At 44.4% G+C, this 22,230-nt stretch carries 25 protein-coding genes, 2 tRNA genes, 2 pseudogenes and 1 riboswitch; of the genes and pseudogenes, 24 read left to right on the forward strand and 5 right to left on the reverse strand.

Annotated elements, in window-relative coordinates; all coding sequences use genetic code 11:
* Window positions 1–83 precede the first annotated feature (83 nt).
* The 16 genes and pseudogenes from ACHBHN_RS09080 (at window position 84) to ACHBHN_RS09155 (ending at window position 12,098) form a co-directional block, all read left to right on the forward strand.
* A tRNA-Asn gene (locus tag ACHBHN_RS09080) sits at window positions 84–156 on the forward strand.
* Between the two features lie 6 nt (window positions 157–162).
* A tRNA-Glu gene (locus tag ACHBHN_RS09085) sits at window positions 163–234 on the forward strand.
* An 820-nt stretch (window positions 235–1,054) separates the two neighbouring features.
* A pseudogene (gene ltrA / locus ACHBHN_RS09090) lies at window positions 1,055–2,332 on the forward strand (group II intron reverse transcriptase/maturase).
* A 433-nt stretch (window positions 2,333–2,765) separates the two neighbouring features.
* Window positions 2,766–3,236: a sigma-70 family RNA polymerase sigma factor gene (locus tag ACHBHN_RS09095; protein WP_172095614.1), complete on the forward strand. Its 471-nt coding sequence runs from the start codon at window positions 2,766–2,768 to the stop codon at window positions 3,234–3,236.
* A gap of 130 nt (window positions 3,237–3,366) precedes the next feature.
* Entirely contained in the window at window positions 3,367–3,720 is a 354-nt protein-coding gene (locus ACHBHN_RS09100; RefSeq protein ID WP_394733959.1) for a DUF1033 family protein, read from the forward strand.
* 94 nt (window positions 3,721–3,814) lie between these two features.
* On the forward strand, window positions 3,815–4,765 hold the full coding sequence (comGA, locus tag ACHBHN_RS09105; protein WP_105110735.1) for a competence type IV pilus ATPase ComGA: 951 nt from the start codon (window positions 3,815–3,817) through the stop codon (window positions 4,763–4,765).
* Window positions 4,677–5,714, forward strand: coding sequence for a competence type IV pilus assembly protein ComGB (gene comGB / locus ACHBHN_RS09110; protein ID WP_161943384.1), 1,038 nt, complete (start codon window positions 4,677–4,679; stop codon window positions 5,712–5,714). The genes comGA and comGB overlap by 89 nt, the downstream gene beginning before the upstream one ends.
* A complete protein-coding gene (gene comGC, locus ACHBHN_RS09115) occupies window positions 5,715–6,014 on the forward strand; it encodes a competence type IV pilus major pilin ComGC (RefSeq protein WP_105110733.1) in 300 nt (99 codons plus the stop codon).
* A complete protein-coding gene (gene comGD, locus ACHBHN_RS09120) occupies window positions 5,977–6,402 on the forward strand; it encodes a competence type IV pilus minor pilin ComGD (protein WP_105110732.1) in 426 nt (141 codons plus the stop codon). Before comGC ends, comGD begins: the two co-directional genes overlap by 38 nt.
* A complete protein-coding gene (gene comGE / locus ACHBHN_RS09125) occupies window positions 6,374–6,667 on the forward strand; it encodes a competence type IV pilus minor pilin ComGE (RefSeq protein WP_105161325.1) in 294 nt (97 codons plus the stop codon). The genes comGD and comGE overlap by 29 nt, the downstream gene beginning before the upstream one ends.
* A complete protein-coding gene (gene comGF / locus ACHBHN_RS09130; protein ID WP_394733960.1) occupies window positions 6,630–7,088 on the forward strand; it encodes a competence type IV pilus minor pilin ComGF in 459 nt (152 codons plus the stop codon). The genes comGE and comGF overlap by 38 nt, the downstream gene beginning before the upstream one ends.
* Window positions 7,066–7,668, forward strand: coding sequence for a competence type IV pilus minor pilin ComGG (gene comGG, locus ACHBHN_RS09135; RefSeq protein WP_394733961.1), 603 nt, complete (start codon window positions 7,066–7,068; stop codon window positions 7,666–7,668). Before comGF ends, comGG begins: the two co-directional genes overlap by 23 nt.
* 50 nt (window positions 7,669–7,718) lie before the next feature.
* Window positions 7,719–8,672: a class I SAM-dependent methyltransferase gene (locus ACHBHN_RS09140; protein WP_105161324.1), complete on the forward strand. Its 954-nt coding sequence runs from the start codon at window positions 7,719–7,721 to the stop codon at window positions 8,670–8,672.
* A 49-nt stretch (window positions 8,673–8,721) separates the two neighbouring features.
* Window positions 8,722–9,909, forward strand: coding sequence for an acetate kinase (locus tag ACHBHN_RS09145; RefSeq protein ID WP_105110728.1), 1,188 nt, complete (start codon window positions 8,722–8,724; stop codon window positions 9,907–9,909).
* 129 nt (window positions 9,910–10,038) lie between these two features.
* A riboswitch (THF riboswitch) is annotated at window positions 10,039–10,183 on the forward strand.
* Window positions 10,184–10,227: 44 nt separating this feature from the next.
* Window positions 10,228–10,779, forward strand: coding sequence for a folate family ECF transporter S component (locus tag ACHBHN_RS09150; RefSeq protein ID WP_105161323.1), 552 nt, complete (start codon window positions 10,228–10,230; stop codon window positions 10,777–10,779).
* Between the two features lie 56 nt (window positions 10,780–10,835).
* Window positions 10,836–12,098 carry a bifunctional folylpolyglutamate synthase/dihydrofolate synthase gene (locus ACHBHN_RS09155; RefSeq protein WP_394733962.1) on the forward strand — a complete coding sequence of 421 codons (1,263 nt, stop codon included), beginning with the start codon at window positions 10,836–10,838 and terminating at the stop codon, window positions 12,096–12,098.
* A 226-nt stretch (window positions 12,099–12,324) separates the two neighbouring features.
* On the opposite strand, the gene ACHBHN_RS09160 is transcribed toward ACHBHN_RS09155, so the two are convergent.
* The gene (locus ACHBHN_RS09160) at window positions 12,325–12,711 is read right to left on the reverse strand and encodes a DUF6176 family protein (RefSeq protein ID WP_394733197.1); all 387 of its coding nucleotides are present in this window, start codon (window positions 12,709–12,711) and stop codon (window positions 12,325–12,327) included.
* A gap of 9 nt (window positions 12,712–12,720) precedes the next feature.
* Complete coding sequence (pepA, locus tag ACHBHN_RS09165; RefSeq protein ID WP_394733198.1) at window positions 12,721–13,782, reverse strand: glutamyl aminopeptidase; 1,062 nt, start codon at window positions 13,780–13,782, stop codon at window positions 12,721–12,723.
* 63 nt (window positions 13,783–13,845) lie between these two features.
* Between pepA and ACHBHN_RS09170 the strand changes: the two genes are divergently transcribed.
* The 4 genes from ACHBHN_RS09170 to ytpR are packed head-to-tail and all read left to right on the forward strand — an operon-like array spanning window position 13,846 to window position 16,042.
* The gene (locus ACHBHN_RS09170; RefSeq protein ID WP_105110723.1) at window positions 13,846–14,130 is read left to right on the forward strand and encodes a DUF4651 domain-containing protein; all 285 of its coding nucleotides are present in this window, start codon (window positions 13,846–13,848) and stop codon (window positions 14,128–14,130) included.
* Window positions 14,127–14,447 carry a thioredoxin family protein gene (locus ACHBHN_RS09175; protein WP_105110722.1) on the forward strand — a complete coding sequence of 107 codons (321 nt, stop codon included), beginning with the start codon at window positions 14,127–14,129 and terminating at the stop codon, window positions 14,445–14,447. Before ACHBHN_RS09170 ends, ACHBHN_RS09175 begins: the two co-directional genes overlap by 4 nt.
* Window positions 14,444–15,400, forward strand: a complete 957-nt coding sequence (locus tag ACHBHN_RS09180) for a DUF1002 domain-containing protein (protein WP_172060150.1) — start codon at window positions 14,444–14,446, stop codon at window positions 15,398–15,400. The genes ACHBHN_RS09175 and ACHBHN_RS09180 overlap by 4 nt, the downstream gene beginning before the upstream one ends.
* An 18-nt stretch (window positions 15,401–15,418) precedes the next feature.
* Window positions 15,419–16,042 (forward strand): YtpR family tRNA-binding protein, encoded by a 624-nt coding sequence (ytpR, locus tag ACHBHN_RS09185; protein WP_105161321.1) that lies wholly within the window; start codon window positions 15,419–15,421, stop codon window positions 16,040–16,042.
* A 189-nt stretch (window positions 16,043–16,231) separates the two neighbouring features.
* On the opposite strand, the gene ACHBHN_RS09190 is transcribed toward ytpR, so the two are convergent.
* Complete coding sequence (locus ACHBHN_RS09190; RefSeq protein ID WP_394733963.1) at window positions 16,232–17,002, reverse strand: DUF2785 domain-containing protein; 771 nt, start codon at window positions 17,000–17,002, stop codon at window positions 16,232–16,234.
* Between the two features lie 50 nt (window positions 17,003–17,052).
* Here ACHBHN_RS09190 and ACHBHN_RS09195 point away from each other — a divergent pair, with 50 nt between their 5' ends.
* Window positions 17,053–17,448, forward strand: coding sequence for a single-stranded DNA-binding protein (locus ACHBHN_RS09195; RefSeq protein ID WP_105123000.1), 396 nt, complete (start codon window positions 17,053–17,055; stop codon window positions 17,446–17,448).
* A gap of 325 nt (window positions 17,449–17,773) precedes the next feature.
* On the opposite strand, the gene ACHBHN_RS09200 is transcribed toward ACHBHN_RS09195, so the two are convergent.
* A complete protein-coding gene (locus tag ACHBHN_RS09200) occupies window positions 17,774–18,028 on the reverse strand; it encodes a hypothetical protein (protein ID WP_172074251.1) in 255 nt (84 codons plus the stop codon).
* A gap of 190 nt (window positions 18,029–18,218) precedes the next feature.
* Between ACHBHN_RS09200 and groES the strand changes: the two genes are divergently transcribed.
* Complete coding sequence (gene groES, locus ACHBHN_RS09205) at window positions 18,219–18,500, forward strand: co-chaperone GroES (protein ID WP_105110716.1); 282 nt, start codon at window positions 18,219–18,221, stop codon at window positions 18,498–18,500.
* A 399-nt stretch (window positions 18,501–18,899) separates the two neighbouring features.
* The gene (gene groL / locus ACHBHN_RS09210; RefSeq protein ID WP_394733202.1) at window positions 18,900–20,525 is read left to right on the forward strand and encodes a chaperonin GroEL; all 1,626 of its coding nucleotides are present in this window, start codon (window positions 18,900–18,902) and stop codon (window positions 20,523–20,525) included.
* 106 nt (window positions 20,526–20,631) lie between these two features.
* Here groL and ACHBHN_RS09215 read toward each other — a convergent pair.
* Window positions 20,632–21,159: pseudogene (locus tag ACHBHN_RS09215) on the reverse strand (GNAT family N-acetyltransferase).
* Window positions 21,160–21,303: 144 nt separating this feature from the next.
* Between ACHBHN_RS09215 and ACHBHN_RS09220 the strand changes: the two are divergent.
* On the forward strand, window positions 21,304–22,152 hold the full coding sequence (locus ACHBHN_RS09220; protein ID WP_105123003.1) for a patatin family protein: 849 nt from the start codon (window positions 21,304–21,306) through the stop codon (window positions 22,150–22,152).
* The last annotated feature ends 78 nt before the right edge of the window (window positions 22,153–22,230 follow it).

A 22,230-nucleotide genomic window follows, 5' to 3' on the forward strand; every position in this document is an offset into this window, starting at 1 on the left:
GCCGAACACAGCAGTTAAGCCCTAGAACGCCTGAAGTAGTTGGGGGTTGCCCCCTGTTAGATACGGTAGTCGCTTAGTGAAATTCCGCCATAGCTCAGTTGGTAGAGCGCATGACTGTTAATCATGATGTCACAGGTTCGAGCCCTGTTGGCGGAGTTATATGGTCCGTTGGTCAAGGGGTTAAGACACCGCCTTTTCACGGCGGTAACACGGGTTCGAATCCCGTACGGACTATATTTTTGAGAAGATCTGTTTGGTCTTCTCTTTTTTGATATTTATTGCCATCAAAATTCTTTTCTTATTGGGCAGTTACTGTTCAGCTTCATCTTATTTTCCTCTTTTATATTTTATGGGAATCAGTCTGCCATTGGAAATATATAAAGGAAAATAGAGTCTCTACTTGAGCAAAGAAACCGTTATGTGACAACATTTTGAAAAATGCATGTATCCAGATAATAGGTGCATGCATTTTTTATGTACGACGGGCATGTCGTACATCTGAGGTGAAAGTCCTCTGTGGACACCCGCTACCGGTGAACCCCAAAGCGACTCCCAAGCCTGACTATCGTGAGGTAGCGGGGAGAGGAAGGGATAGCGAAATCGTGGCTCTACGAACAGAAACGTGATAACAAGGCGTATATAGGGGATGAGGGGGCATATAACTCTAAAGTCCAAAAAGGTAGTCGTAACCTATAGACGTAAATCACGAGAGTAAACGAGGAAAGATGTACGACTTATCCCGTGAGGTCTCATGAGCGTCAAAGACGTAGTAACAACAAATCATGAGAAGTACCCTCGCCTATTGTTGTTATCAACTCATTCTTCGTTGAACAACAATGGCTGGGGCAGGCTCTCAGCCGAAGCTATAGTAGTGATGAAACTTCTGTAATAGAGGTGGAGCGAAGGGCTGAACAATTAACCGAAGTATACCTACTTCGCTTGTGTCTGTAAAACTAGCGGTCTGATAGAACTGGGTGCGGTCACGTATTGACTAGAGGAAAGTTCACCAATATAAGACGTCCCTCAGACACCGAAACAAGAAAGGAATACGCACATGTCACAGTTACTAGATAATATCCTATCTCGGTCCAATATGCTTGAAGCCTACAATCAAGTTAGAGCCAATAAAGGTTCAGCAGGAATTGACGGCGTAACTATTGACGAAATAGATGACTATCTCCGCAAACACTGGCGTTCAACTAAAGAACTCATAAAGCAGAGGTAGTACAAACCTCAGCCAGTTTTACGAGTTGAAATTCCCAAACCTAACGGCGGAGTCCGTCAGTTAGGTATCCCAACGGTCATGGATAGAATGATACAACAAGCTATTGTCCAAGTCATTAGTCCCATTTGTGAACCCTATTTCTCTGAGAGGAGTTACGGATTCAGACTCAATCGGTCATGCGAACAAGCTATTATCCAGTTATTAGAATACCTTAATGACGGTTATGAGTGGATAGTAGACATAGACCTGGAGAAGTTCTTTGATACCGTTCCTCAAGATAGACTGATGTCGCTTGTTCATAACATTATCCAAGATGGAGATACAGAATCTTTAATTCGTAAGTACCTTCATTCAGGTGTAGTCATCAACGGACAACGGTATAAAACACTAGTTGGAACTCCACAGGGAGGAAACCTATCACCGCTCCTGTCCAATATCATGCTTAATGAGCTAGATAAAGAGTTGGAAAATCGTGGACTTCGCTTCGTTCGCTACGCAGATGACTGCGTCATCATAGTTGGTAGTGAGGCGGCTGCTAAACGTGTTATGCATTCAATTAGTCGTTATATTGAAAAACGATTAGGTTTGAAAGTCAACATGACCAAGACCAAGATTGTGAGACCGAGCAAATTAAAGTACCTAGGATTTGGGTTCTGGAAATCATCTGAGGGCTGGAAAAGTCGTCCGCATCAGGATAGCGTACAGAGTTTCAAGAGAAAACTCAAGAAACTAACGGCCCGTAAGTGGAGTATTGACCTAGACAGCCGAATTGAGGGACTAAACTGGGTCATCCGAGGTTGGATAAACTACTTTTCTATGACGAACATGAAATCAGTCATGGAAAGCATTGATGAACGACTAAGAACTCGAATAAGAGTTATTATCTGGAAACAATGGAAGAAGAAATCTAGGCGATTAGGGGGACTTCTCAAATTAGGAGTACCGAAGTGGATAGCGGATAAAGTATCTGGCTGGGGAGACCATTATCAATTAGTGGCTCAGAGCTCTGTACTGAAACGTGCCATATCAAAACCAGTCCTCGCTAAACGTGGACTGGTTTCTTGCCTAGATTATTATCTAAAACGACATGTGTTAAAAGTTAGTTGAACCGCCGTGTGCCGAACGGCACGCACGGTGGTGTGAGAGGGACTAGAAATTAGTCCCTACTCGATTGTATGGTATACTCATTATCATAGCAAGTTAAACCGATTTTCGAAGTGTATAATTTGTTCTATTGCTGGGGACTAAAGGCATTTCGCTTGATGATATAGATAAGGTTATTACAGATCCCAAGTATTGTATTTAAATAGGACAGGAATTGATTTAATGCTATTGTAAAATGTCTGATTGTTAGGATGTGCGTCTTAAATCGCTTCAAAGGGCAGGTTAGACTGCGCGTTTGAATGCTCTTGTGCACCACCTCAGGTATATTGTTTTCACTGAGATTTAGTTACTATTATTTTATACTGACAAAAATGTCCTGTTTGTTTTTTTCAAAATTAGATAAACTAGGTCTATCAATTAAAGGAGGCATAGTTTTATGCAATTTGAAAAGATTTATTTTGAAGTTCAGGGAATTGTCCACCGCGCGCGTAAGGATTTCTACGTGAAGTTATGGGAACGTGAGGATTGGGACCAGGAGGGGATGTTGGTTCTGTACAAATTACTATGCAGTTTTCCAGAATTGGAGGAAGATAAGGATAAGCTCTGTAGTTACTTTAAGGTTCAGTTCCGAAATCGTGTTCGGGATGTTGTGCGCAGGCAAGAAAGCCATAAGCGGAAGTTTGACCGTATGCCCCATGAAGATATTCATGATTTGTCGCATCTAGTAAAGTCGCCGGGATTGTTAAATGACGATTTTATTGTTTTGCGAGACATGTTGCGGACTTATAGAAGTCAGCTGTCGGCGGAACAGTTAGAAAAATATGAGAAGCTAATCACAGGTCAGAGTTTCCATGGGCGGAGGAATATGATACGTGAACTGCAAGACTACCTGCGAGATTTTAAGTAGAAGAAAGAATTGTTGGTACCACCTATAACGGCACTTTATTTATTGGATTTGTATTTTCTAAGCATATATTTTCAAAATTCTTCTTATTTTCGGTATAATTGTTGGAACAGAGAAAGTAGAGTGTATAGTTATGTATCAAGTCATTAAAATGTATGGAGATTTTGAACCCTGGTGGTTTATTGAAGGTTGGGAAGAAGACATCACTGACAAGTTAGTTTTTGAAAATTATGAGGATGCTGTTCTTGCCTTTCAGAAAGAGTGGACAGATTTGGCTAGTCGCTTTCCTAAGGAAGAATCGAAGGGTGGGATGATGACAGCCTTTTGGGATGAAGCGGATCAGTATTGGTGCGAGGAATGTGATGAGTATTTGCAACGTTACCATTCTTTGCTATTGCTAGAAGCTAAGGAAGATTCCAAGAAGAAGGACCTTGCACCTAGAGTAAGACCATGCAAACTCAAGAAAGGGAATTGCGTAAATTATTAAGAGAGAAGGATTGATGGTTCAGTCCTTCTTATTTTTTTTTAAATAAATTTTGCAAAAATCATCATTTTTCCGAACTAATAGGTGAGGAGGATTTATGATTCAAGAAAAAGCAAAACAAATGATAGAGGAGGCGGTAACCGGTCGAGTCAGTGACATTTATCTGGTTCCCAAAGGTGAGACCTATCAGCTCTATCATCGTATCATGGACGAACGGGAATTTGTCCGAGAGCTGGAGGAAACGGAAGTAGATGCTCTGATTGGGCATTTCAAGTTTCTAGCTGGTCTCAATGTCGGTGAGAAGCGCCGTAGTCAGCAGGGGTCCTGCGATTATGATTATGGCAAGGGCGAGATTTCTCTGCGCCTGTCAACGGTCGGGGATTATCGTGGCAAGGAAAGTTTGGTCATTCGTCTGCTCTATGATAATGACAAGGAGTTGAAATTCTGGTTTCAGGCCGTAGAGGAAATTGCCAAGGAAATCAAAGGTCGGGGACTCTACCTTTTTTCGGGTCCAGTCGGCTCTGGCAAGACCACGCTTATGTACCATTTAGCCAGGATGAAATTCCCAGACAAGCAAATTCTGACCATCGAAGATCCGGTGGAAATCAAGCAGGACGATATGTTGCAACTTCAGCTCAATGAAACTATTGGCGCGACTTATGACAATCTCATCAAACTGTCCCTGCGCCATCGTCCTGACCTGCTCATCATCGGGGAAATCCGTGATGCAGAGACAGCTCGATCAGTTATTAGGGCTAGTTTGACCGGAGCGACAGTCTTTTCGACGGTGCATGCCAAGTCCATTTCGGGTGTCTATGCTCGGATGTTGGAATTGGGTGTTAGTCCAGAAGAGCTCAATAATGCCCTACAAGGCATTGCCTACCAGCGCTTGATAGGGGGAGGAGGTGTTGTTGATTTTGCCAGAGAAGATTTCCAAAACCATTCCGCAGACAAGTGGAATGCACAGATTGATAGCCTTCTTGCAGCAGGACATATCAGTCCTCGGCAGGCGGAGGCCGAAAAAATTATCCTTGGAGCGTCAGCGTAAAGTCATCGAGCTTTTTAACAATCTCTTTGCCAGTGGCTTTCACTTGGGAGAGATTGTTGATTTTCTCAGGCGCAGTCAGCTCTTGGCAGACCAATATACGCAAATCCTATCAGACGGTCTGGTAGCGGGGAAGCCTTTTTCGAGCCTTTTAGCTGATTTGGCCTTTTCCGACACAGTTGTCACTCAGGTGTCATTGGCAGAAATTCATGGCAATACCAGTCTCAGTCTGCAACACATCGAGACCTATCTGAGCAACTTATCCAAAGTACGGAAAAAATTGATTGAGGTGGCGACCTATCCCGTTATTCTATTAGGATTTTTGGTGTTGATTATGCTGGGTCTGAAAAACTATCTCCTGCCACAGTTGGAGGAGGGCAATGCCGCGACCATGCTCATCAACCATTTACCGACCATCTTTCTCGGGTTGGTTTTAACCATCTTGCTCTGCACTTTAGCAGGCTACATCTGGTACCGCAGGACGGCTAAAATCACTGTCTTTAGTTGTCTGTCCGCTCTGCCATTTTTCGGAAAACTCATCCAAACCTACCTGACCGCCTACTACGCGCGGGAGTGGGGTAGCCTCATCGGGCAAGGACTGGATATGCAGCAGGTGGTGCGGCTGATGCAGGAGCAGCAGTCCCAGCTCTTTGTCGAGATTGGGCGAGATATGGCGAAGGCTTTGGGCAATGGGCAGAGCTTTGACCAGCATATCCGTTCCTATCCATTTTTCAAGAGGGAACTGAGTTTGATTGTGGAGTACGGGCAAGTCAAGTCCAAGTTGGGTAGCGAACTTGCCGTCTATGCCAATGAGTGCTGGGAGGAATTCTTCTCTCGCGTTACTCGTGCCATGCAGCTCATTCAACCGCTGGTCTTTCTCTTTGTCGCTCTCGTTGTTGTTCTTATCTACGCAGCCATGTTGCTGCCAATTTATCAAAATATGGAGATGTAAATGAAGAAATTACTAAAAATGAAGAAAAAAGGTTTCACTCTGGTGGAAATGTTAGTCGTCCTTGGAATTATTAGTGTGCTTTTACTCTTGTTTGTGCCTAATTTGAGCAAGCAGAAAGAGGCGGTACGGAAAAAAGGAGATCAGGCAGTTGTCAAAGTAGTAGAGAGTCAGATAGAGCTCTATGAATTGGAACATGACAAGAAAGCAACAGTAGCCGATTTGCAATCTGCTGGCTACATTGACAAAAAACAGGCAGAAGAATATGAGAAAGCCAAAGCCTCTAATCCAGATAACCAATAAAGCCTTTACTCTGCTAGAAAGTCTGTTGGTTCTTTTTATCGTGAGCTTTCTTGCGCTGGCTTTGTCGGGTTCTGTCCAGTCGGCTTTTCGGTCGGTGCAGGAGACGGTTTTCTTCTGGGAGTTTGAGGAGCTTTATAAGGATAGCCAGCGTCTGGCGGTCAACAGCCAGCAGGAAATTCATTTGCAACTGACGGATAGCCAACTGTCCAACGGTCATCAGTCCGTGCAGGTGCCTGCTAGTATCGATGTATTGACTGAGCAGGCTATTGTTTTCGATAAAAAAGGTGGGAATTCCTCGCTTGCCAAGCTGTCCTTTGGGGCGAGGGGCAAGACGGTGTCGTATCAATTATATATAGGGAGTGGTCGTTATAAGAAATCGGAAAAATAAGGCCTATATCTTGCTGGAGGGGCTGGTGGCCTTGTCGGTTCTAGTCACTATTACCAGCCTCTTTCTTTCTGCCATGGAGGTCAGTCGCAGGCAACAGGCGGAGGGCTTGTATCAACAGGAGGTCCTCAATGTGGCCAAGATGGCGGTGCAGACGGGTCAGGATAATCTGTCGCTCGATGGTGTCAAGGTGACGGTCCAGCGGTCGGACAAGGTTTTGGCTGTCTATCATGAGGGAAGAGAGGTGGCGCGTGTTGAGAAAAACTAGGTGTGCTGCCTTTACTCTTCTGGAATGTCTGGTGGCCTTGGTCATCGTTTCAGGCAGTTTGCTGGTCTTTGAGGGCTTGTCAAAATTGGTGGTCCACGAAGTTCGCTACCAGGACCAGCGTGTTGAGAAGAACTGGTTACTCTTCTGTGACCAGCTGCGCAGTGAATGGGAGGGGGCCAGTTTAGACAGAGTTGATGCGGGTCGGATTTATATCAGGCAAGATGGTCAGGCCCTGGCCTTTGGTAAGTCACGGTCAGATGATTTTCGTAAGACCAATGACCGGGGGCAGGGCTACCAGCCCATGCTGTACGGTGTCAAGTCGGCTAGCTATAGTCAATCTGGTCAGGTTGTTCGATTGGATGTGACGTTTGAAACTGGCGAGGAGAGGAGTTTCGTCTATGATTTTGAAGAAAAAGGTTAAGGCTGGTATCCTACTCTATGCCCTGCTCATGCTAGCAGTTTTCGTTCTCTTGCTGCAATTTTACCTCAATCAGCAAGTGTCTGAAGGTCAGTTGATTGGAGCCAGTCGAGAATCCACGCAAGCCTATCTCATAGCCCAGATGACCAAGGACCAGGTGGTTGAGGAAGTGTCACGCTTGGCTAAGGAAGAAGCAGCAAAAGAGAGTCAAGAAAAATTCTTGGCGGAAAAGGCTGAGCAAGCTAGGAAGGAGCAGGAAGAAAAGAAAGGAGAGACATCGGAAGAAAGTGTGACTTCTCAAACGAAGGAGAGACCATCTGAAAGTGGGCAAGAATCGGTATCTGCAGAAGATATGGAAAGGTCAAATAATGAGACCGCGCAGACCAGTCAAAAAGAAGAGGTGAAGAAAGAAAGTAAGCCAAAATCAATTGAAACGTCTGGTCAGCTGTCCTTTGTCCAAGGGCAGGCTCAGTACCAGGTCAAGAAAGAAAGGCTGACCGTGACAATCCAGTTATCAAGCGGTCGGACCTATCAGTATCAATTTATGATGAAGGAGGAAAAAGAGAGGGTAGAGGAGTCATAAGAGGCTCCTCTTTTAGTGCAAATTTGCCCAAATTTTGATAAGATAGGAGTATGAATTTTGAAAAAATCGAACAGGCCTACGACCTGCTATTAGAAAACGTACAGACCATCCAAAACCAGCTAGGCACCAATATCTATGATGCCATGATTGAGCAAAATGCAGCCTATCTAGCTGGTCAGCATGAGACGGACTTGATTGTCCGCAACAATCAAACCTTACACGACTTGCACTTGACCAAGGAAGAATGGCGTCGTGCCTTTCAATTCCTAATGATCAAGGCCAATCAGACAGAGCCTATGCAGTACAATCACCAGTTCACACCAGATTCCATAGGTTTTATATTATCATTCTTGGTAGATCAACTAGTATCTACTCCTAAAGTAACAGTCTTGGAGATTGGCTCAGGAACAGGGAACTTAGCTCAGACTATCCTAAATGCCAGCCAGAAAGACTTGGACTATCTTGGGATTGAAGTAGATGATCTCTTGATTGATTTGTCAGCCAGCATGGCAGATGTTATGCAGGCAGAGATTTCTTTTGCCCAGGGCGATGCGGTACGTCCGCAGATTCTCAAGGAAAGTCAAGTGATATTGGGAGATTTGCCTATTGGCTACTATCCAGATGACCAGATTGCTAGTCGCTATCAGGTTGCCAGTTCAAATGAACATACCTACGCCCACCATTTGCTGATGGAACAGTCCCTCAAATATTTGGAAAAGGGTGGCTTTGCGATTTTGTTGGCTCCGAATGATTTATTGACCAGTCCGCAGAGTGATTTGTTGAAAGGTTGGTTACAGGAGCAAGCTAATATCGTTGCCATGATTGCCCTGCCACCAAGTCTTTTTGGAAAATCGGCCATGGCCAAGTCAATTTTCGTCTTACAAAAGAAAGCTGCAAGACAATTAGCACCATTTGTCTATCCCTTGCAGAGTTTACAAGAACCAGAAGCGATTCAGAAGTTCATGGTCAATTTCAAAAATTGGAAGCAAGAAAATGCAATTTAAGTAAAAATCTGTTATACTGATTAGGAAAACGCTTTAAAAGGGGAACATTATGTCAAAAACAATTGCGATTAACGCAGGTAGCTCAAGTTTAAAATGGCAATTATACCAAATGCCAGAAGAAATTGTCTTAGCAAAAGGGATTGTTGAGCGTATCGGCTTGAAGGATTCAATTGTCACAGTAAAATTTGGTGATCAAAAAGCTGAACAAGTTTTGGATATTGCTGATCATGTGCAAGCAGTAAAAATTTTGTTGGAAGACTTGCTCAAACACAATATTATTGCCGATTTCTCAGAAATCACAGGTGTTGGTCATCGTGTGGTAGCTGGTGGTGAAATTTTCAAGGATTCAGTTGTCATTACGGATGAAGTATTGCAACAAATTGAAGACCTATCTAGCCTTGCTCCACTTCATAACCCTGCCAATGCTGCTGGTATACGTGCCTTCAAGGATATCTTGCCTGAAGTGACAAGTGTGGCAGTCTTTGATACGGCCTTCCATTCGACAATGCCAGAGGTAGCTTACCGTTACCCAATCGCAAACAAATATTATGAAGAGAACCAAGTTCGTAAGTACGGAGCTCACGGGACTTCTCACTTCTATGTTTCACGTGAAGCAGCCAAATTGCTAGGCAAACCACTGGAAGAAATAAAAGTGATTACTGCCCACATCGGAAATGGTATTTCGATTTCAGCGATTGACGGAGGTAAATCTGTCGATACATCAATGGGCTTCACACCACTTGCAGGTCCTATGATGGGTACCCGTTCAGGTGATATTGACCCAGCAATCATTCCTTACTTGATTGAAAATGTAGAGGAATTAAAAGACGCGGCAGATGTGATCAACGTCTTGAACAAGCAATCTGGAATTCTTGGTATTGCCGAGAAATCAAGCGATATGCGTGATATTGAAGCTGGAGTGGCTGCAGGTGATGAAAAATGTATCCTTGCCTTCAATATGCTTGTCAATCGTCTGCAAAAATTCATCGGTCAATATTTTGCTGTTTTGAATGGTGCAGATGCCCTTGTCTTCACAGCAGGTATTGGAGAGAACTCTGTCAAAGTTCGCGAGGCAGTTGTCGCTGGGTTGACATGGTTCGGTATGGAATTGGATCCAGAAAAAAATGTTTTTGGCAATAGCGGAGAAATTTCAACAGCAAACTCACGAGTAAAAGTCTTAGTCATTCCAACAGATGAAGAGTTGGTTATCGCACGTGATGTAGAACGTTTGAAATAATCAGATATAGGAAAGGTCGGTGCTGAGTGCTGGCCTTTTTTCTATAGTTTTTTCAAATAATCTGCCATAGGTATAAGTAATTGGCCAGTCATTGAGAATTGTGTTACAATAGTGAAGCAAAGAAATTTGCACAGAGTAGATGGTTTGCGTCAAGTGTATGTGGATGGGATGTTGCCACATAACGAAGCTGATCTTTGCTGGCATCTGATGTCTCCTAGAGTAGGAACATTGGTCCTGGCTGAGAGTAGCGCGGTAAACCATTGCATCCGCTGTCGAATACACACGACAGCTCCATTTTTTGAAAAAGGAGCATTTTTTATGGAAAAGAAAATTCCAAAACTAACGGTGCAGTTGTTGACTGCTATTGCGATGACCCTTTCCTTGGTCATGATTGTGGAGAACTATTTCTCTATTCGTCTTTCAGATACCTTGCAGGTCCAGTTTACCTTCATTCCCAATACTATTTTGGGAGCTATTGCCGGTCCTGTTTGGGCAGCTATCTTTGTGGCGATTTCAGACCCAGTCTTTGTCTTGTTCAGTGGACAGAGCATGCTTTTTAGTTTTATATTGATTGAGGCGGTATCGGCTTTTATCTATGGCTGGTTCTTCTATCGAAAACCGCTAGACACCAAGAACAAGGCTGATTGGCTCTATGTTGCAGGGGTTGTTGTCTTGATTCAGGTTGTAATTTCCTTTATCATGACACCGATTGCCCTCCATTTCCATTTCGGAACACCTTGGATTGCCTTGTATAGCAGTCGTTTCATAAAAGCTATTTTTGAAATTCCATTACGCATTGTCGTGACCATGCTTGTCTTGCCAAGTTTACAAAAAATACCTGAATTGGCCAAGTTAATGGGTATTAAATAAAAACAGTTTCGAGTAACAGGTCATCCCCCTGTTGCTGCTTTTGTAGAGAGGGAATCATGAATTATCAAGCAACTCGTCAGTGGCTATCGAATCGCCCTGCATCAGATTTAGAAAATGGCGTTGCGCGTGTCAACTGGCTCTTGGAACGCTTGGACAATCCCCAACTTCAAGTGCCAACAGTTCACTTCGTAGGTACAAATGGCAAGGGTTCGACCTTGAATGCCTTACAGTCTATCTTACGGTCTTCGGATTACACCGTTGGCCGTTTTACCTCACCGTCTATCATTGATTTTCGAGAGCAGATTGTCTTTGAGCAGGAGATGATTTCAGAGGAAGATTTTGCGAGGATTGTGACAGACTTGCAGCCCTTGATTGAGGATTTGGACCAGACGGCTGGACTGGATGCTATCTCGGAGTTTGAGATTGTAGTAGTGGCTATGTTTGTCTACTTTGCTCACTACCAGCGTCCCGACATTCTCTTGGTGGAGGCGGGCATGGGAGGTTTGCAGGATGCGACCAATGTCCTTAATCCTCTAGCGGTAGTTTGTCCTTCCATCGGTTTGGACCATCAGGCTTTTTTGGGAGAGACCTACGCTGCCATAGCCCGTCACAAGGTTGCTGTCTTACGTGAGCGGGTTCCCCTCCTCTATGCGACCGACCAGCCAGAAGTGCTGGCAGTATTTGAGGAGTACGCTCGTCAGCTTCAGAGTCCGACCTATGCGGTAGGGCGGGAGATTCTTTTGGAAAATAGCAGAGCAGGCTTTGCGGTTTCAAGTCCCTTCGGCCGTGTAGAGGATTTAAGGCTACAGATGCAGGGTCATCACCAAGAGGTCAACGCAGCCTTGGCAGTGACAACAGCTCAGCTCATCAGACCTGATTTTCCAAAGATTACCAAAGAAACCATTAGCCAGGGCTTGTCCCAAGCCATCTGGCCGGGCCGCTTAGAATTGATGAAACCAAGGCTCATGATTGACGGAGCCCACAATAATGAAAGCATCGCCGTCCTGACAGAACTCTTGGAAGAAAAATATGCGGACAGAGATATTGAAATCCTCTTTGCAGCTATCAATACCAAGCCAGTGGACCAGATGTTGGAAGCGCTCAGTCAATATGGTCCAGTCACGGTGACCAGCTTTGATGATGTTCGAGCGGTAGAACTGGCTGACTATCCAGCTGGCTATGCGCGTGCGGAGCGGTTTCAAGACTGGCTAGCGCAGGCGGATTTGGATAATCCTGACAAGATCTACGTCATCACAGGATCGCTTTATTTTATCGCCCAGGTTCGGAAGTACCTTGTGGAGCATTTTTTATCGAGCTAATACTCAGTAGAATTCAAAAATAGCGGACATCAGTTCGAGTTCTCAACTATAGCATTTATATATGTTAAGTTTTATTAAAACCTAATTAGCATGCCTATCTGCCTTTGGAAATTTCCCCAAATTTTCTATGGAAGTCCTCACTCTCTCAGAATTGCTAGATTGATTTTAACTGAGTATAACAGAAAAGACCTTGGCCGAAATGGCGGAGGTCTTTTAACGATAGATTTTATTGCTCTGTTGACGGTTCATAATTCCTGTCCAATTCTTCCATGGTCTGGTAGATGGCATCTGGAATCATGACGACCTGTGGTTCCAGGTCCTGCATGCCATAGCTTGGGTCAATGCATTCTGCCCAGTATTCCAAGTGTTTTTTATCAATTTCAGACTGGGAATCTTCTACGGTGATACCACCTTCAGCTTGGATAGAATACCAGTAGAGAAATTCTTGACCGTCCATGGTTTCGCGGAAGATGGTCTCGACGTACATTTTCTCGTCTTCAAGAGTAAGGAGGGTTTCTTTCATGTTGGCATTGAGGAACTGCATCCACTCGCCAACCTTGGCAGATTTCCCTTCTTTGACACGAAAGCGGGATAATTCTACATTTAGCTTCATATTTTTCTCCTAATAGTTCTTTATCAAATCGACGGTCGAGCGGTCCAATTTCTTCACGAGAGCTTGTAGGAAGGCTTGGGCCTCTAGGAAATCATCCATATTGTAGAGAGTTTGGTGAGAATGGATGTAGCGAGCGCAGACACCGATGGTTGTTGATGGAACGCCATGATTTTTCAAATGGGCTGCACCAGCATCTGTTCCACCTTTACCGCAGTAGTATTGATATTTAATACCAGCTTCCTCAGCAGTTGTGAGGAGGAAGTCTTTCATATTTTTTAACATGATGTGGCCTGGGTCATAGAAACGAAGTAGGGTACCATCCCCGATTTTTCCTTGGTCGCCGTAAATATCTCCAGCTGGCGAGCAATCAACAGCGAGGAAAATGTCTGGATTGAACTTGGTTGTAGAGGCATGAGCGCCACGTAGACCAACCTCTTCTTGCACATTGGCCCCAGCAATCAACTGATTTGGCAATGCTTGACCGGATAGGTTTTCCAGTAATTCAGTTACCATAAGGACGCCGAAGCGGTTATCCCAAGCCTTAGAAATAATATTTTTTCCGTTGGCTGATAGGATGGTCTCGTTTTTCGGAACCAAGACATCACCCGGGCGCACACCGTAAGACCAAGCCTCGTCGTAGTCAGCAAAACCAGCATCAAAAATAATATCGCCGATAGCTGGTAGACCCGGAGTATTTCCACCGCGAGAAAGGTGAGGTGGGACAGAGCCGGAAATGGCAGGGATTTTACGTCCGTCTTGCAAATGCAGGGTAAAGGCTTGACTGGATACGACCAGTGGGTTCCAACCGCCTAGTTCCACCACACGGAAGGTGCCGTCAGGCTTGATTTGGCTAATCATAAAGCCGACTTCATCCATGTGACCTGCAACCAAGATTCGCGGTGCTTGTTCAGCTGTTGTGTCCTTAATCCCAAAAATTCCACCCAAACCATCTGTTTCAATGCGGTCAACGTGAGGTGTGATTTTCTGGCGGATATGGTTGCGCACTTCACTCTCAAAACCAGGCAGGCTCTGCAATTCGGTCACTTCTTTAATCTTGTCAAAAAGGGTCATAACAAATTTCCTCCAATGATAACTTGCTACTATTTTACCATTTTTTATGATAAAATAGGGACCATGAATAAGAAAAAGGTAGCCGTGCTAGCCGGCTTAGTGGGGGCAGGTGTGCTCACCGCTAGCGCTCAATTTTACCGCAAGGTTCAGGAAGACCGTAAAAAGGCTCAGGCTCTCCAGCAGGTTCGGGCTTACTTCGCCGATTTGGGCAGCATTGCCACGGTCTATGTGGATGAAACCCAGTCCCAGTCCGACTATTTGGTAGGCGGGGTCATCATGGAAGATGGTCGCATTTTTCTATTTGAAAATACCAAAGGTGACATCACATTTGAGGAGGAAGTGAGATGATTTTTCCACAGAATTACGAGGAAGTGGCCGTGCTCGTCCAGTCTGGTCAGCGGACAGTTTTTCTCTTTATGACCAGCTGGTGTGGGGATTGCCACTATATCAAGCCGCATTTGCCAGCTATCGAGGCTGCTTTTCCCGACATGACCTTTGTCCAGTTAGATCGGGATGACTTCATGCCCCTGGCTCAAGAATGGAATATTTTCGGCATTCCTAGCTTGGTTGTCTTGGAAAATGGTCAGGAAATTGGACGCTTTGTCGATAAAAACCGTAAAACCAAGCAGCAAATCATTGACTTTTTAGAAGGATTACCAGTATGAAAAAAACAGTAAGTAAACTTGCTCTAGCAACCCTCGTGATTGGCCTGGTTGGAGCACCGATGGCAGCTGCCCATGCAGACATTCAGACAGATGTCATCAATGAAAAATGGGGCAAGCCAACCATGGTCTATGGCGGTGGTTTATCAGATGCTCAAGTGACGGAAGTCAATAGGCTACTCAATATCAAGAATATTGAAAATGTCAGCCGTCAAGTGGTGCAGGGTCAGGATATGGACCAATATTTAGGGACTTCTGGTGCAGATACAGCCTCGCTCTTTTCATCTGTTTTGGTGCAGAAGCAGGAGTCAGGCAAGGGAGTTGTCGTTGACATCAAGACACCGCAGAATATCACCCTCATTACCTCAACTCAGTATGCTAATGCGGCCATTACCGCGGGAGCGACAGATGTCTTGATTGACGTTGCAGCTCCCATTCAGGTGACAGGTGAGTCTGCCTTGACGGGTGTTTACAAGGCTTTGGAGGCCAATGGCGAAACGGTAGATCCTGAGCGGACAGTGGTTGCCCAGCAGGAATTGGAAACCGTTAATGAAGTGGCGACTGCCCACGCAGGTCAAGAAAATTTTGACAGCTCTGCCTTTGACAAGGCTATCGCAGAAATCAAGACTGGCTTGGCAGAATACAAGGATTCTCAAGGTCAAATTGCCTCTGAGGACCAAATCAACACCATTATCAATGATGTCTTGAAACAAAATGGTCTGGATACAGTGATTACGGCTGATGAGATTTCCAAGCTGGTCACTTTTGCCAAAGCTTATCAGGAAACCAGTGCCATTGATTCGGAAGAAGTCGCTGCCCAGCTCAAGCAATTCAAGAGCCAGGCCGAGCAACAAATTTCAGATGCCTACAAAAATCTCCAGGATTCAGGCATTCTAGAGAAGATTGGTTCCTTCTTTGAGGGTCTTTGGAAGGGGCTTATCGGATTATTTTCATAACATAGAAAAGGTTGATAAATGATTTTTACATATAATAAAGAATATGTCGGTGATGTGCTCATGGTCATCGTGGCTGATGGCAAAGGACAAGATGTAACAGTTGAACGCAAGGGCAAGGTTGCGCGTGTCTATATCGAGGAGACGGGGCAGACGGTAGCTTGGAATATTTTTGAAGTGTCTAGTCTGATTGATTTGAGCGGAAATGGTCAGGTCTTCTTGACAGACGAGCAGATTGCAGCCTTGAATGCAGAATTGAGTCAAGAAGGTTTTGCGGAAAGTTTGGTCAATGACAAGGAACCACAATTTGTGGTCGGTCAGATTGTGGAATTGATACCGCACCCAGACAGCGACCACCTCAATATTTGTCAAGTCAACGTTGGCAACAAAACGGTGCAAATCGTAGCTGGCGCGCCAAACGCAGCCCAAGGCCTCAAAACCATTGTTGCCCTGCCAGGAGCTATGATGCCGAGCGGTAGCTTGATTTTCCCTAGTAAACTCCGTGGCGAGGACAGCTTTGGTATGATGTGTAGTCCGCGTGAATTGGGCCTGCCAAACGCACCGCAAGTTCGCGGTATTATCGAATTGTACGATAGCGCAGTCGTGGGCGATCCGTTTGAGCCTGCTAAACATTGGAAAAACTAAAAAAGAATTGGTCGCGTGCCAATTCTTTTTAGAACCTCCATTCACAAGAAAAGTATGTTTAGACAAGAGATAGTTTTTTGCCAATCAAGACCATTTTTTGATGGAATACTGACTGTATTTCGAGAAAAGCGAACGATGAGTGGCAGAAAACTAGCCTTGGCTAGAGATGCTGAGCTGTGAATGCAGGTTCTAGTATAGCCGTATTTGTTTTTCAATGGCTTGCTCAACTTCTGGTGCCAAAGCTTGGTGTGACTTGAGTTGGAAATAGATGCTGGATAGAAATCGTTGAATATTGAGCCAACGGAAATACTCAACCGGCTCTTGATTGGGGACATCTAATTGCTCCATCCATGTGACTAGGGTTGAAGCCGAAACCTTTTGATTGAGGATGAGATAAACAGGTATCTGGGCCAATCTCGTCTCTTCACCTGCTGAAAATGTGCTGTTTTGCTTGAGGCAGCAGTCTATAAGAGCTTGCCAATCCTGCTCAAACTTGTCGGCTGGGAAGGATTGGTGGCAGGTAGCAGCGAGGAGAAAATCCGCTCCATGGGCACCAGCATGTATCCAGCCCAGATTTTCATCGTAACCACGCCAGTCATTTTCAAAAGTAAAAATGTTCAGGGCCTGTTCAAAGAGGATTTGGAGCTGGCTGTTAGTCAGGAAATTCTGATAGTGAGGACGGTCCTCATCTATGGCTATAATCAAAGCATAGAGCAGGCTGGCAAAACTGCGAGTTAGACTATCTTGTGAGAGAAGTTGCCTTTGCTGGCTCTGTTCAAAAAGTTGCTGAGCCTGGTCTTTGCTAATGATTTCATCCAGAAAAAGGTGGCAGAAACTGGCATAGACCAGCTGGTCACGAATGATAGGGTCAGGGTCGCCGATATGGTCTAAGAGCCAATTGATTTGCTCAGTGCTGTAATGTTCATTGCTTTCTAACTTTTTTTCTAAAATTTCTTTCATTTTTTGTATTTTTCCTTTCTTTTGCGAATAGATAGGTAGGAGGATAAAAAATGTACAATAAAGTTATTTTAATTGGTCGTTTGACGGCCCAGCCTGAGTTGACGCAGACGCCGTCGGGAAAAAATTTAACCCGCGTTACAGTTGCTGTCAATCGTCGCTTCAAGACAGAGTCTGGTGAGCGTGAAGCGGATTTCATCAATATCATTTTCTGGGGTAAATTGGCTGAAACCCTGGTGTCCTACGGTAGCAAGGGCAGCTTGATTTCCCTTGACGGAGAGCTCCGTACTCGTAAATATGAAAAAGATGGCAATAACCATTATGTGACTGAAGTCCTTGGAAACAGTTTCCAGTTGCTCGAAAGTCGTGCCCAACGTGCCATGCGTGAAAATAATGCTGGTGAAGACTTGGCTGACCTGGTTCTAGAAGAGGAGGATCTGCCCTTCTAACAGAAAGTGACAATTTTTTGACGTCTCAAATATTTTCCCTATAAATAATGAAATAATGTCTGGTAAATCGGTCCTAGGACTGATGATAGGATGTGAAAAGTCGTTTATACTAGTATCAATCCTAAATATTTTTCATATCTCCTTAGAATGCCGGTGTAAGCTGGCATTTTTTGCGTCTGAACAACTGAAGGTACTTATTTTTATCCAAAAATGTGAGAATCAGTCTCAGGACGGATGTGAATAGTGGCTAAGTCGTTTATACTAGTATCAATCCTAAATATTTTTCATAATCTCCTTAAAGAACGCTGGCGAAAGTTGGCGTTTTTTAGCGCCCTTTTTTACGGTCATTCCACCATTCGAGGAAGATAACCATGATTGATAGAACAATCACACCATAGAAGAAAAAGATAAACCAGTGGGGATGTAGAAAAAAGACAATCCAAATGGCCCAGAGTAGGTAGGCGAAAATGATTTTTCCCAGGAAGTTTAATTTCCGTTTCAAAAACCACTCTAAAAAACCTTCGTAGGTAGAATATCTGCTTTCCTGATAGTCTTTGTATAGATTTTTGAAGAATGTCATATAGACCTCCTTTCCTAAGAAGAGTATAGCATATTCTCATAAGTAAGACTAGTTGGTTTTTCGTCCGACTTGGGACGGATTTCAAAAAACTTTGTAAAATTTTCTTGACTATTTTTGACCAAGTGATACAATAAGAATTGTAAATTAGCACTCGCTATGTCAGAGTGCTAAAGATGAAGGAGGCATTTATATGTTGAAACCATTAGGCGATCGCATCGTTGTAAAAATCGAAGAAAAAGAACAGACAGTAGGGGGCTTTGTCCTTGCAGGAACTAGCCAAGCAGCGACCAAAGAGGCGCAGGTCTTGGCGGTTGGTCAAGGAATTCGCACCTTGAACGGAGAATTGATTGCACCGTCTGTTGCAGTCGGTGACAAAGTCTTGGTCGAGGCCCACGCTGGTCTGGAAGTCAAAGATGGTGAAGAAAAAGTGACTATTGTCCGTGAGGCGGATATTGTAGCAGTGGTTGAGTAAGATAGACCATGAAAGAACAGCTAAGTGAGATTCTTCAGAATTTTTTGCAAGCTAGCACGTCCGGAAACTGTATAACTGCCTAGGAACAAGGAAACCAGCAGCAAATTTGGTTTCAATTGACGTCAGACAATATGCTAAACTTAGCTCTTCCAATTAAGAAACCTTGGTTTCAATCCTTGGAAACAGTCTTGCCGCCCTTGTTAGATGGTATGACAATTTTGGATTATCGCTCCAAACGATATATTACTTTAGATGTAACAGAACAATCACTAGAGCAAATTTGTGATTATCTTGTGGTCTACTTTGAACACTTTTTTGGGGATAATCTGATATTTTTATGGAAATTTGAAGAAATATAGCACTTTATAATATTTAATTGATACAAAGGATGGAAATAAAATGGCAAAAGAAATTAAATTTGCAGCAGATGCGCGTGAGAGCATGGTACGCGGTGTCGATATTTTGGCAGACACTGTAAAAGTAACCTTGGGTCCTAAAGGCCGCAATGTAGTCTTGGAAAAAGCTTATGGCTCACCCTTGATTACCAATGATGGGGTAACCATTGCCAAAGAAATCGAGCTTGAAGATCATTTTGAAAACATGGGTGCCAAATTGGTATCGGAAGTCGCATCTAAGACCAACGATATTGCAGGTGACGGTACGACAACAGCGACTGTTTTGACCCAAGCTATTGTCCGTGAAGGCTTGAAAAACGTGACAGCGGGTGCCAACCCAATCGGTATCCGTCGAGGGATTGAAGCTGCGGTCGCGACAGCAGTGGATGCCTTGAAAGCGCAAGCTATTCCTGTTTCAAACAAGGCAGAAATTGCTCAGGTTGCGGCAGTTTCATCCCGTTCTGAAAAAGTCGGTGAGTATATTTCAGAGGCCATGGAGCGCGTGGGAACAGATGGTGTCATTACCATTGAAGAATCTCGCGGTATGGAAACAGAGTTGGATGTCGTAGAAGGTATGCAGTTCGACCGCGGTTACCTGTCTCAATACATGGTAACGGACAATGAAAAAATGGTGGCAGAACTGGAAAATCCATTTATCCTCTTGACGGATAAGAAGATTTCTCATATTCAAGAGATTTTGCCACTCTTGGAAAGCATTCTTCAAACCAATCGACCGCTCTTGATTGTGGCGGATGATGTGGATGGTGAGGCTCTGCCAACGCTTGTTCTTAATAAAATCCGCGGCACTTTCAACGTTGTAGCGGTTAAGGCCCCTGGATTTGGTGACCGTCGCAAGGCCATGTTGGAAGATATTGCTATCTTGACAGGCGGTACCGTGATTACAGAGGACTTGGGGCTGGACCTCAAAGATGCGACTATCGAGTCGCTTGGTCAAGCTGCCAAGGTCGTAGTTGATAAAGACGGCACAACTATTGTGGAAGGCGCTGGCAATCCTGAGACTATCAGCAATCGTGTGGCAGTTATCAAGTCACAAATCGAGTCAACAACTTCTGAATTTGACCGCGAAAAACTCCAAGAACGCTTGGCTAAATTGTCTGGCGGTGTGGCAGTAATTAAGGTCGGCGCGGCAACTGAGACTGAGTTGAAAGAAATGAAACTCCGTATCGAAGATGCCCTCAACGCAACCCGTGCTGCGGTCGAAGAAGGAATTGTAGCCGGTGGTGGTACAGCTCTTGTCAACGTGATTGACAGCGTGGCTAAGTTGGACTTGTCTGGTGACGATGAGACAGGTCGCAATATTGTTCTGCGTGCCTTGGAAGAACCAGTTCGTCAGATTGCTTACAATGCTGGTTACGAAGGCTCTGTTGTGATTGACAAGTTGAAACATTCTGAGCTTGGCACAGGTTTCAACGCTGCAACAGGTGAATGGGTCAATATGATGGAAGAAGGAATTATCGACCCTGTTAAGGTGACTCGTTCAGCTCTTCAAAATGCGGCATCTGTTGCAAGTCTCATCTTGACTACCGAGGCAGTTGTTGCCAACAAACCAGAACCAGCTGCTCCAGCTATGCCAACAGGTATGGATGGCATGGGTGGCATGGGCTACTAAAGAGAAACAAATAAAAACTTGGTCACCTGGCCAAGTTTTTTGATACAGAGAAAATCCTTATCTGCCCCAGACGAGGAAAGTAGAGATTCATGGACATTGCCATGTCTTAGTCACAATCCAAATAAAAATAGATGTCAGCCTTGCCTTCTTGAGCAGTTCCTTTGTAGACCCTGGTATCTAGACCACCAATTTCAAAACCGACCTTTTGGTAAAATTGACAGGCGATGAGATTGTTGTCTTGAGCGATGGTATAAATTCCCTGGTAACCTTTTGACTGAGCAATTTCCTTGGCCTTGTCTATCAGCATGCTAGCCAGTCCTTGTTGGCGATAGTCTGCATAAACCTTTAGGTCGTGGAGGTAGATATACTTGAATAGCGGTTTTTGTAGGATAGCCAAGCCGACACATTTGTTGTCATCATAGGCGCCGATGAAGATATGACTATCCTGTATTTGTTCAAAATCGTAGTTTTCATCAGGAAAGGTCACCCATTCGGTTGACTCAAAAAGGACTGCTTATCTGGACCAAGCCTGGTTCTGATAGGATGGGATAAGCCGACCTATCAGAGGGAAGGGTTGATTGGGGATGTTGATATCTTGCTGGTTCTTGAGGGTGATTTCTTTAATGCTAATCATGTTCGTCCTCATTTTATGTTGATTGACCTATTATAGCATGTCATCACTTTTGACGGAAAGAGCGTGCATCTTGTTGATTGGCTAAAATATACCTTAGAGAGTTTTTTCTGTTACAATAGAATCATATTTTTGTGGAGGTTTCGGATGAAGGTTGGTCTAGTTCTAGAGGGTGGCGGCATGCGCGGGCTCTATACGGCTGGTGTACTGGATGCATTTTTGGATGCAGGCATCAAGGTGGACGGGATTGTCAGTGTATCGGCTGGAGCGCTTTTTGGTGTCAATTTTCTATCCAAGCAACGTGGGAGAGCCCTCCGCTACAATAAGCGTTTTATCAAGGACAAGAACTATATGAGTTTGCGGTCTTGGTTGCTGACGGGTAATGTGGTCAACAAGGATTTTACCTACTACAAAGTGCCTATGGAGCTGGACAAATTTGACCAAGAGGCCTTTGCCAAGTCTGGCGTGCCTTTCTATGTGACAGTGACCAATGTCGAAACCGGTCTGCCTGAGTATTACAAAATTGATCATGTCTTTGAGCAGATGGAGCTCTTGCGAGCCAGCTCGGCTCTTCCGGTGGTCTCGAAAATTATCGAAGTTGATGGGAAAAAATATTTAGACGGTGGTCTTTCGGACTCCATCTCTATGGACTTTGCTAGAAGCCTGGGGTTTGACAAATTGATTGTGATATTGACACAACCCATTGATTACCGCAAGAAGCCCTCTAGCGGGCGGGTCTACCGCTTGCTTTACAAGAAATATCCTAAGTTTGTGGCGGTGGCTTCAAAACGTTACCAGCATTACAATGATACGGTTGAAAAGATTATCCAGTTGGAACATCAGGGTCAGGTTTTTGCAGTCCGCCCTCAAAAGTCGCTCGAAATAGGACGTTTGGAAAAAAATCCAGTCAAATTTGACGAGATTTATGGGCTGGGTCTGGCGGACGGGGAGAAAGCTGTGGCGGGATTGATGGGGTATTTGGGAAATGAAGAGTAATGAGCAGGAATCCCCCGTGATTTCTGCTTTTTTCTTTGCTTTATTCGTGATATAATGGTAAAGATAATTTATTGACAT

Source organism: Streptococcus sp. A22 (assembly GCF_043674215.1).
GTDB classification, from domain to species: Bacteria; Bacillota; Bacilli; order Lactobacillales; family Streptococcaceae; genus Streptococcus; species Streptococcus suis_V.

Coding starts and splice junctions, on each gene's coding strand:
- ACHBHN_RS09095 (WP_172095614.1), top strand. CDS start 2,766: ATGCAATTTGAAAAGATTTATTTTGAAGTTCAGGGAATTGTCCACCGC.
- ACHBHN_RS09100 (WP_394733959.1), top strand. CDS start 3,367: ATGTATCAAGTCATTAAAATGTATGGAGATTTTGAACCCTGGTGGTTT.
- comGA (WP_105110735.1), top strand. CDS start 3,815: ATGATTCAAGAAAAAGCAAAACAAATGATAGAGGAGGCGGTAACCGGT.
- comGB (WP_161943384.1), top strand. CDS start 4,677: ATGCACAGATTGATAGCCTTCTTGCAGCAGGACATATCAGTCCTCGGC.
- comGC (WP_105110733.1), top strand. CDS start 5,715: ATGAAGAAATTACTAAAAATGAAGAAAAAAGGTTTCACTCTGGTGGAA.
- comGD (WP_105110732.1), top strand. CDS start 5,977: ATGAGAAAGCCAAAGCCTCTAATCCAGATAACCAATAAAGCCTTTACT.
- comGF (WP_394733960.1), top strand. CDS start 6,630: ATGAGGGAAGAGAGGTGGCGCGTGTTGAGAAAAACTAGGTGTGCTGCC.
- comGG (WP_394733961.1), top strand. CDS start 7,066: ATGATTTTGAAGAAAAAGGTTAAGGCTGGTATCCTACTCTATGCCCTG.
- ACHBHN_RS09140 (WP_105161324.1), top strand. CDS start 7,719: ATGAATTTTGAAAAAATCGAACAGGCCTACGACCTGCTATTAGAAAAC.
- ACHBHN_RS09145 (WP_105110728.1), top strand. CDS start 8,722: ATGTCAAAAACAATTGCGATTAACGCAGGTAGCTCAAGTTTAAAATGG.
- ACHBHN_RS09150 (WP_105161323.1), top strand. CDS start 10,228: ATGGAAAAGAAAATTCCAAAACTAACGGTGCAGTTGTTGACTGCTATT.
- ACHBHN_RS09155 (WP_394733962.1), top strand. CDS start 10,836: ATGAATTATCAAGCAACTCGTCAGTGGCTATCGAATCGCCCTGCATCA.
- ACHBHN_RS09160 (WP_394733197.1), bottom strand. CDS start 12,711: ATGAAGCTAAATGTAGAATTATCCCGCTTTCGTGTCAAAGAAGGGAAA.
- pepA (WP_394733198.1), bottom strand. CDS start 13,782: ATGACCCTTTTTGACAAGATTAAAGAAGTGACCGAATTGCAGAGCCTG.
- ACHBHN_RS09170 (WP_105110723.1), top strand. CDS start 13,846: ATGAATAAGAAAAAGGTAGCCGTGCTAGCCGGCTTAGTGGGGGCAGGT.
- ACHBHN_RS09175 (WP_105110722.1), top strand. CDS start 14,127: ATGATTTTTCCACAGAATTACGAGGAAGTGGCCGTGCTCGTCCAGTCT.
- ACHBHN_RS09180 (WP_172060150.1), top strand. CDS start 14,444: ATGAAAAAAACAGTAAGTAAACTTGCTCTAGCAACCCTCGTGATTGGC.
- ytpR (WP_105161321.1), top strand. CDS start 15,419: ATGATTTTTACATATAATAAAGAATATGTCGGTGATGTGCTCATGGTC.
- ACHBHN_RS09190 (WP_394733963.1), bottom strand. CDS start 17,002: ATGAAAGAAATTTTAGAAAAAAAGTTAGAAAGCAATGAACATTACAGC.
- ACHBHN_RS09195 (WP_105123000.1), top strand. CDS start 17,053: ATGTACAATAAAGTTATTTTAATTGGTCGTTTGACGGCCCAGCCTGAG.
- ACHBHN_RS09200 (WP_172074251.1), bottom strand. CDS start 18,028: ATGACATTCTTCAAAAATCTATACAAAGACTATCAGGAAAGCAGATAT.
- groES (WP_105110716.1), top strand. CDS start 18,219: ATGTTGAAACCATTAGGCGATCGCATCGTTGTAAAAATCGAAGAAAAA.
- groL (WP_394733202.1), top strand. CDS start 18,900: ATGGCAAAAGAAATTAAATTTGCAGCAGATGCGCGTGAGAGCATGGTA.
- ACHBHN_RS09220 (WP_105123003.1), top strand. CDS start 21,304: ATGAAGGTTGGTCTAGTTCTAGAGGGTGGCGGCATGCGCGGGCTCTAT.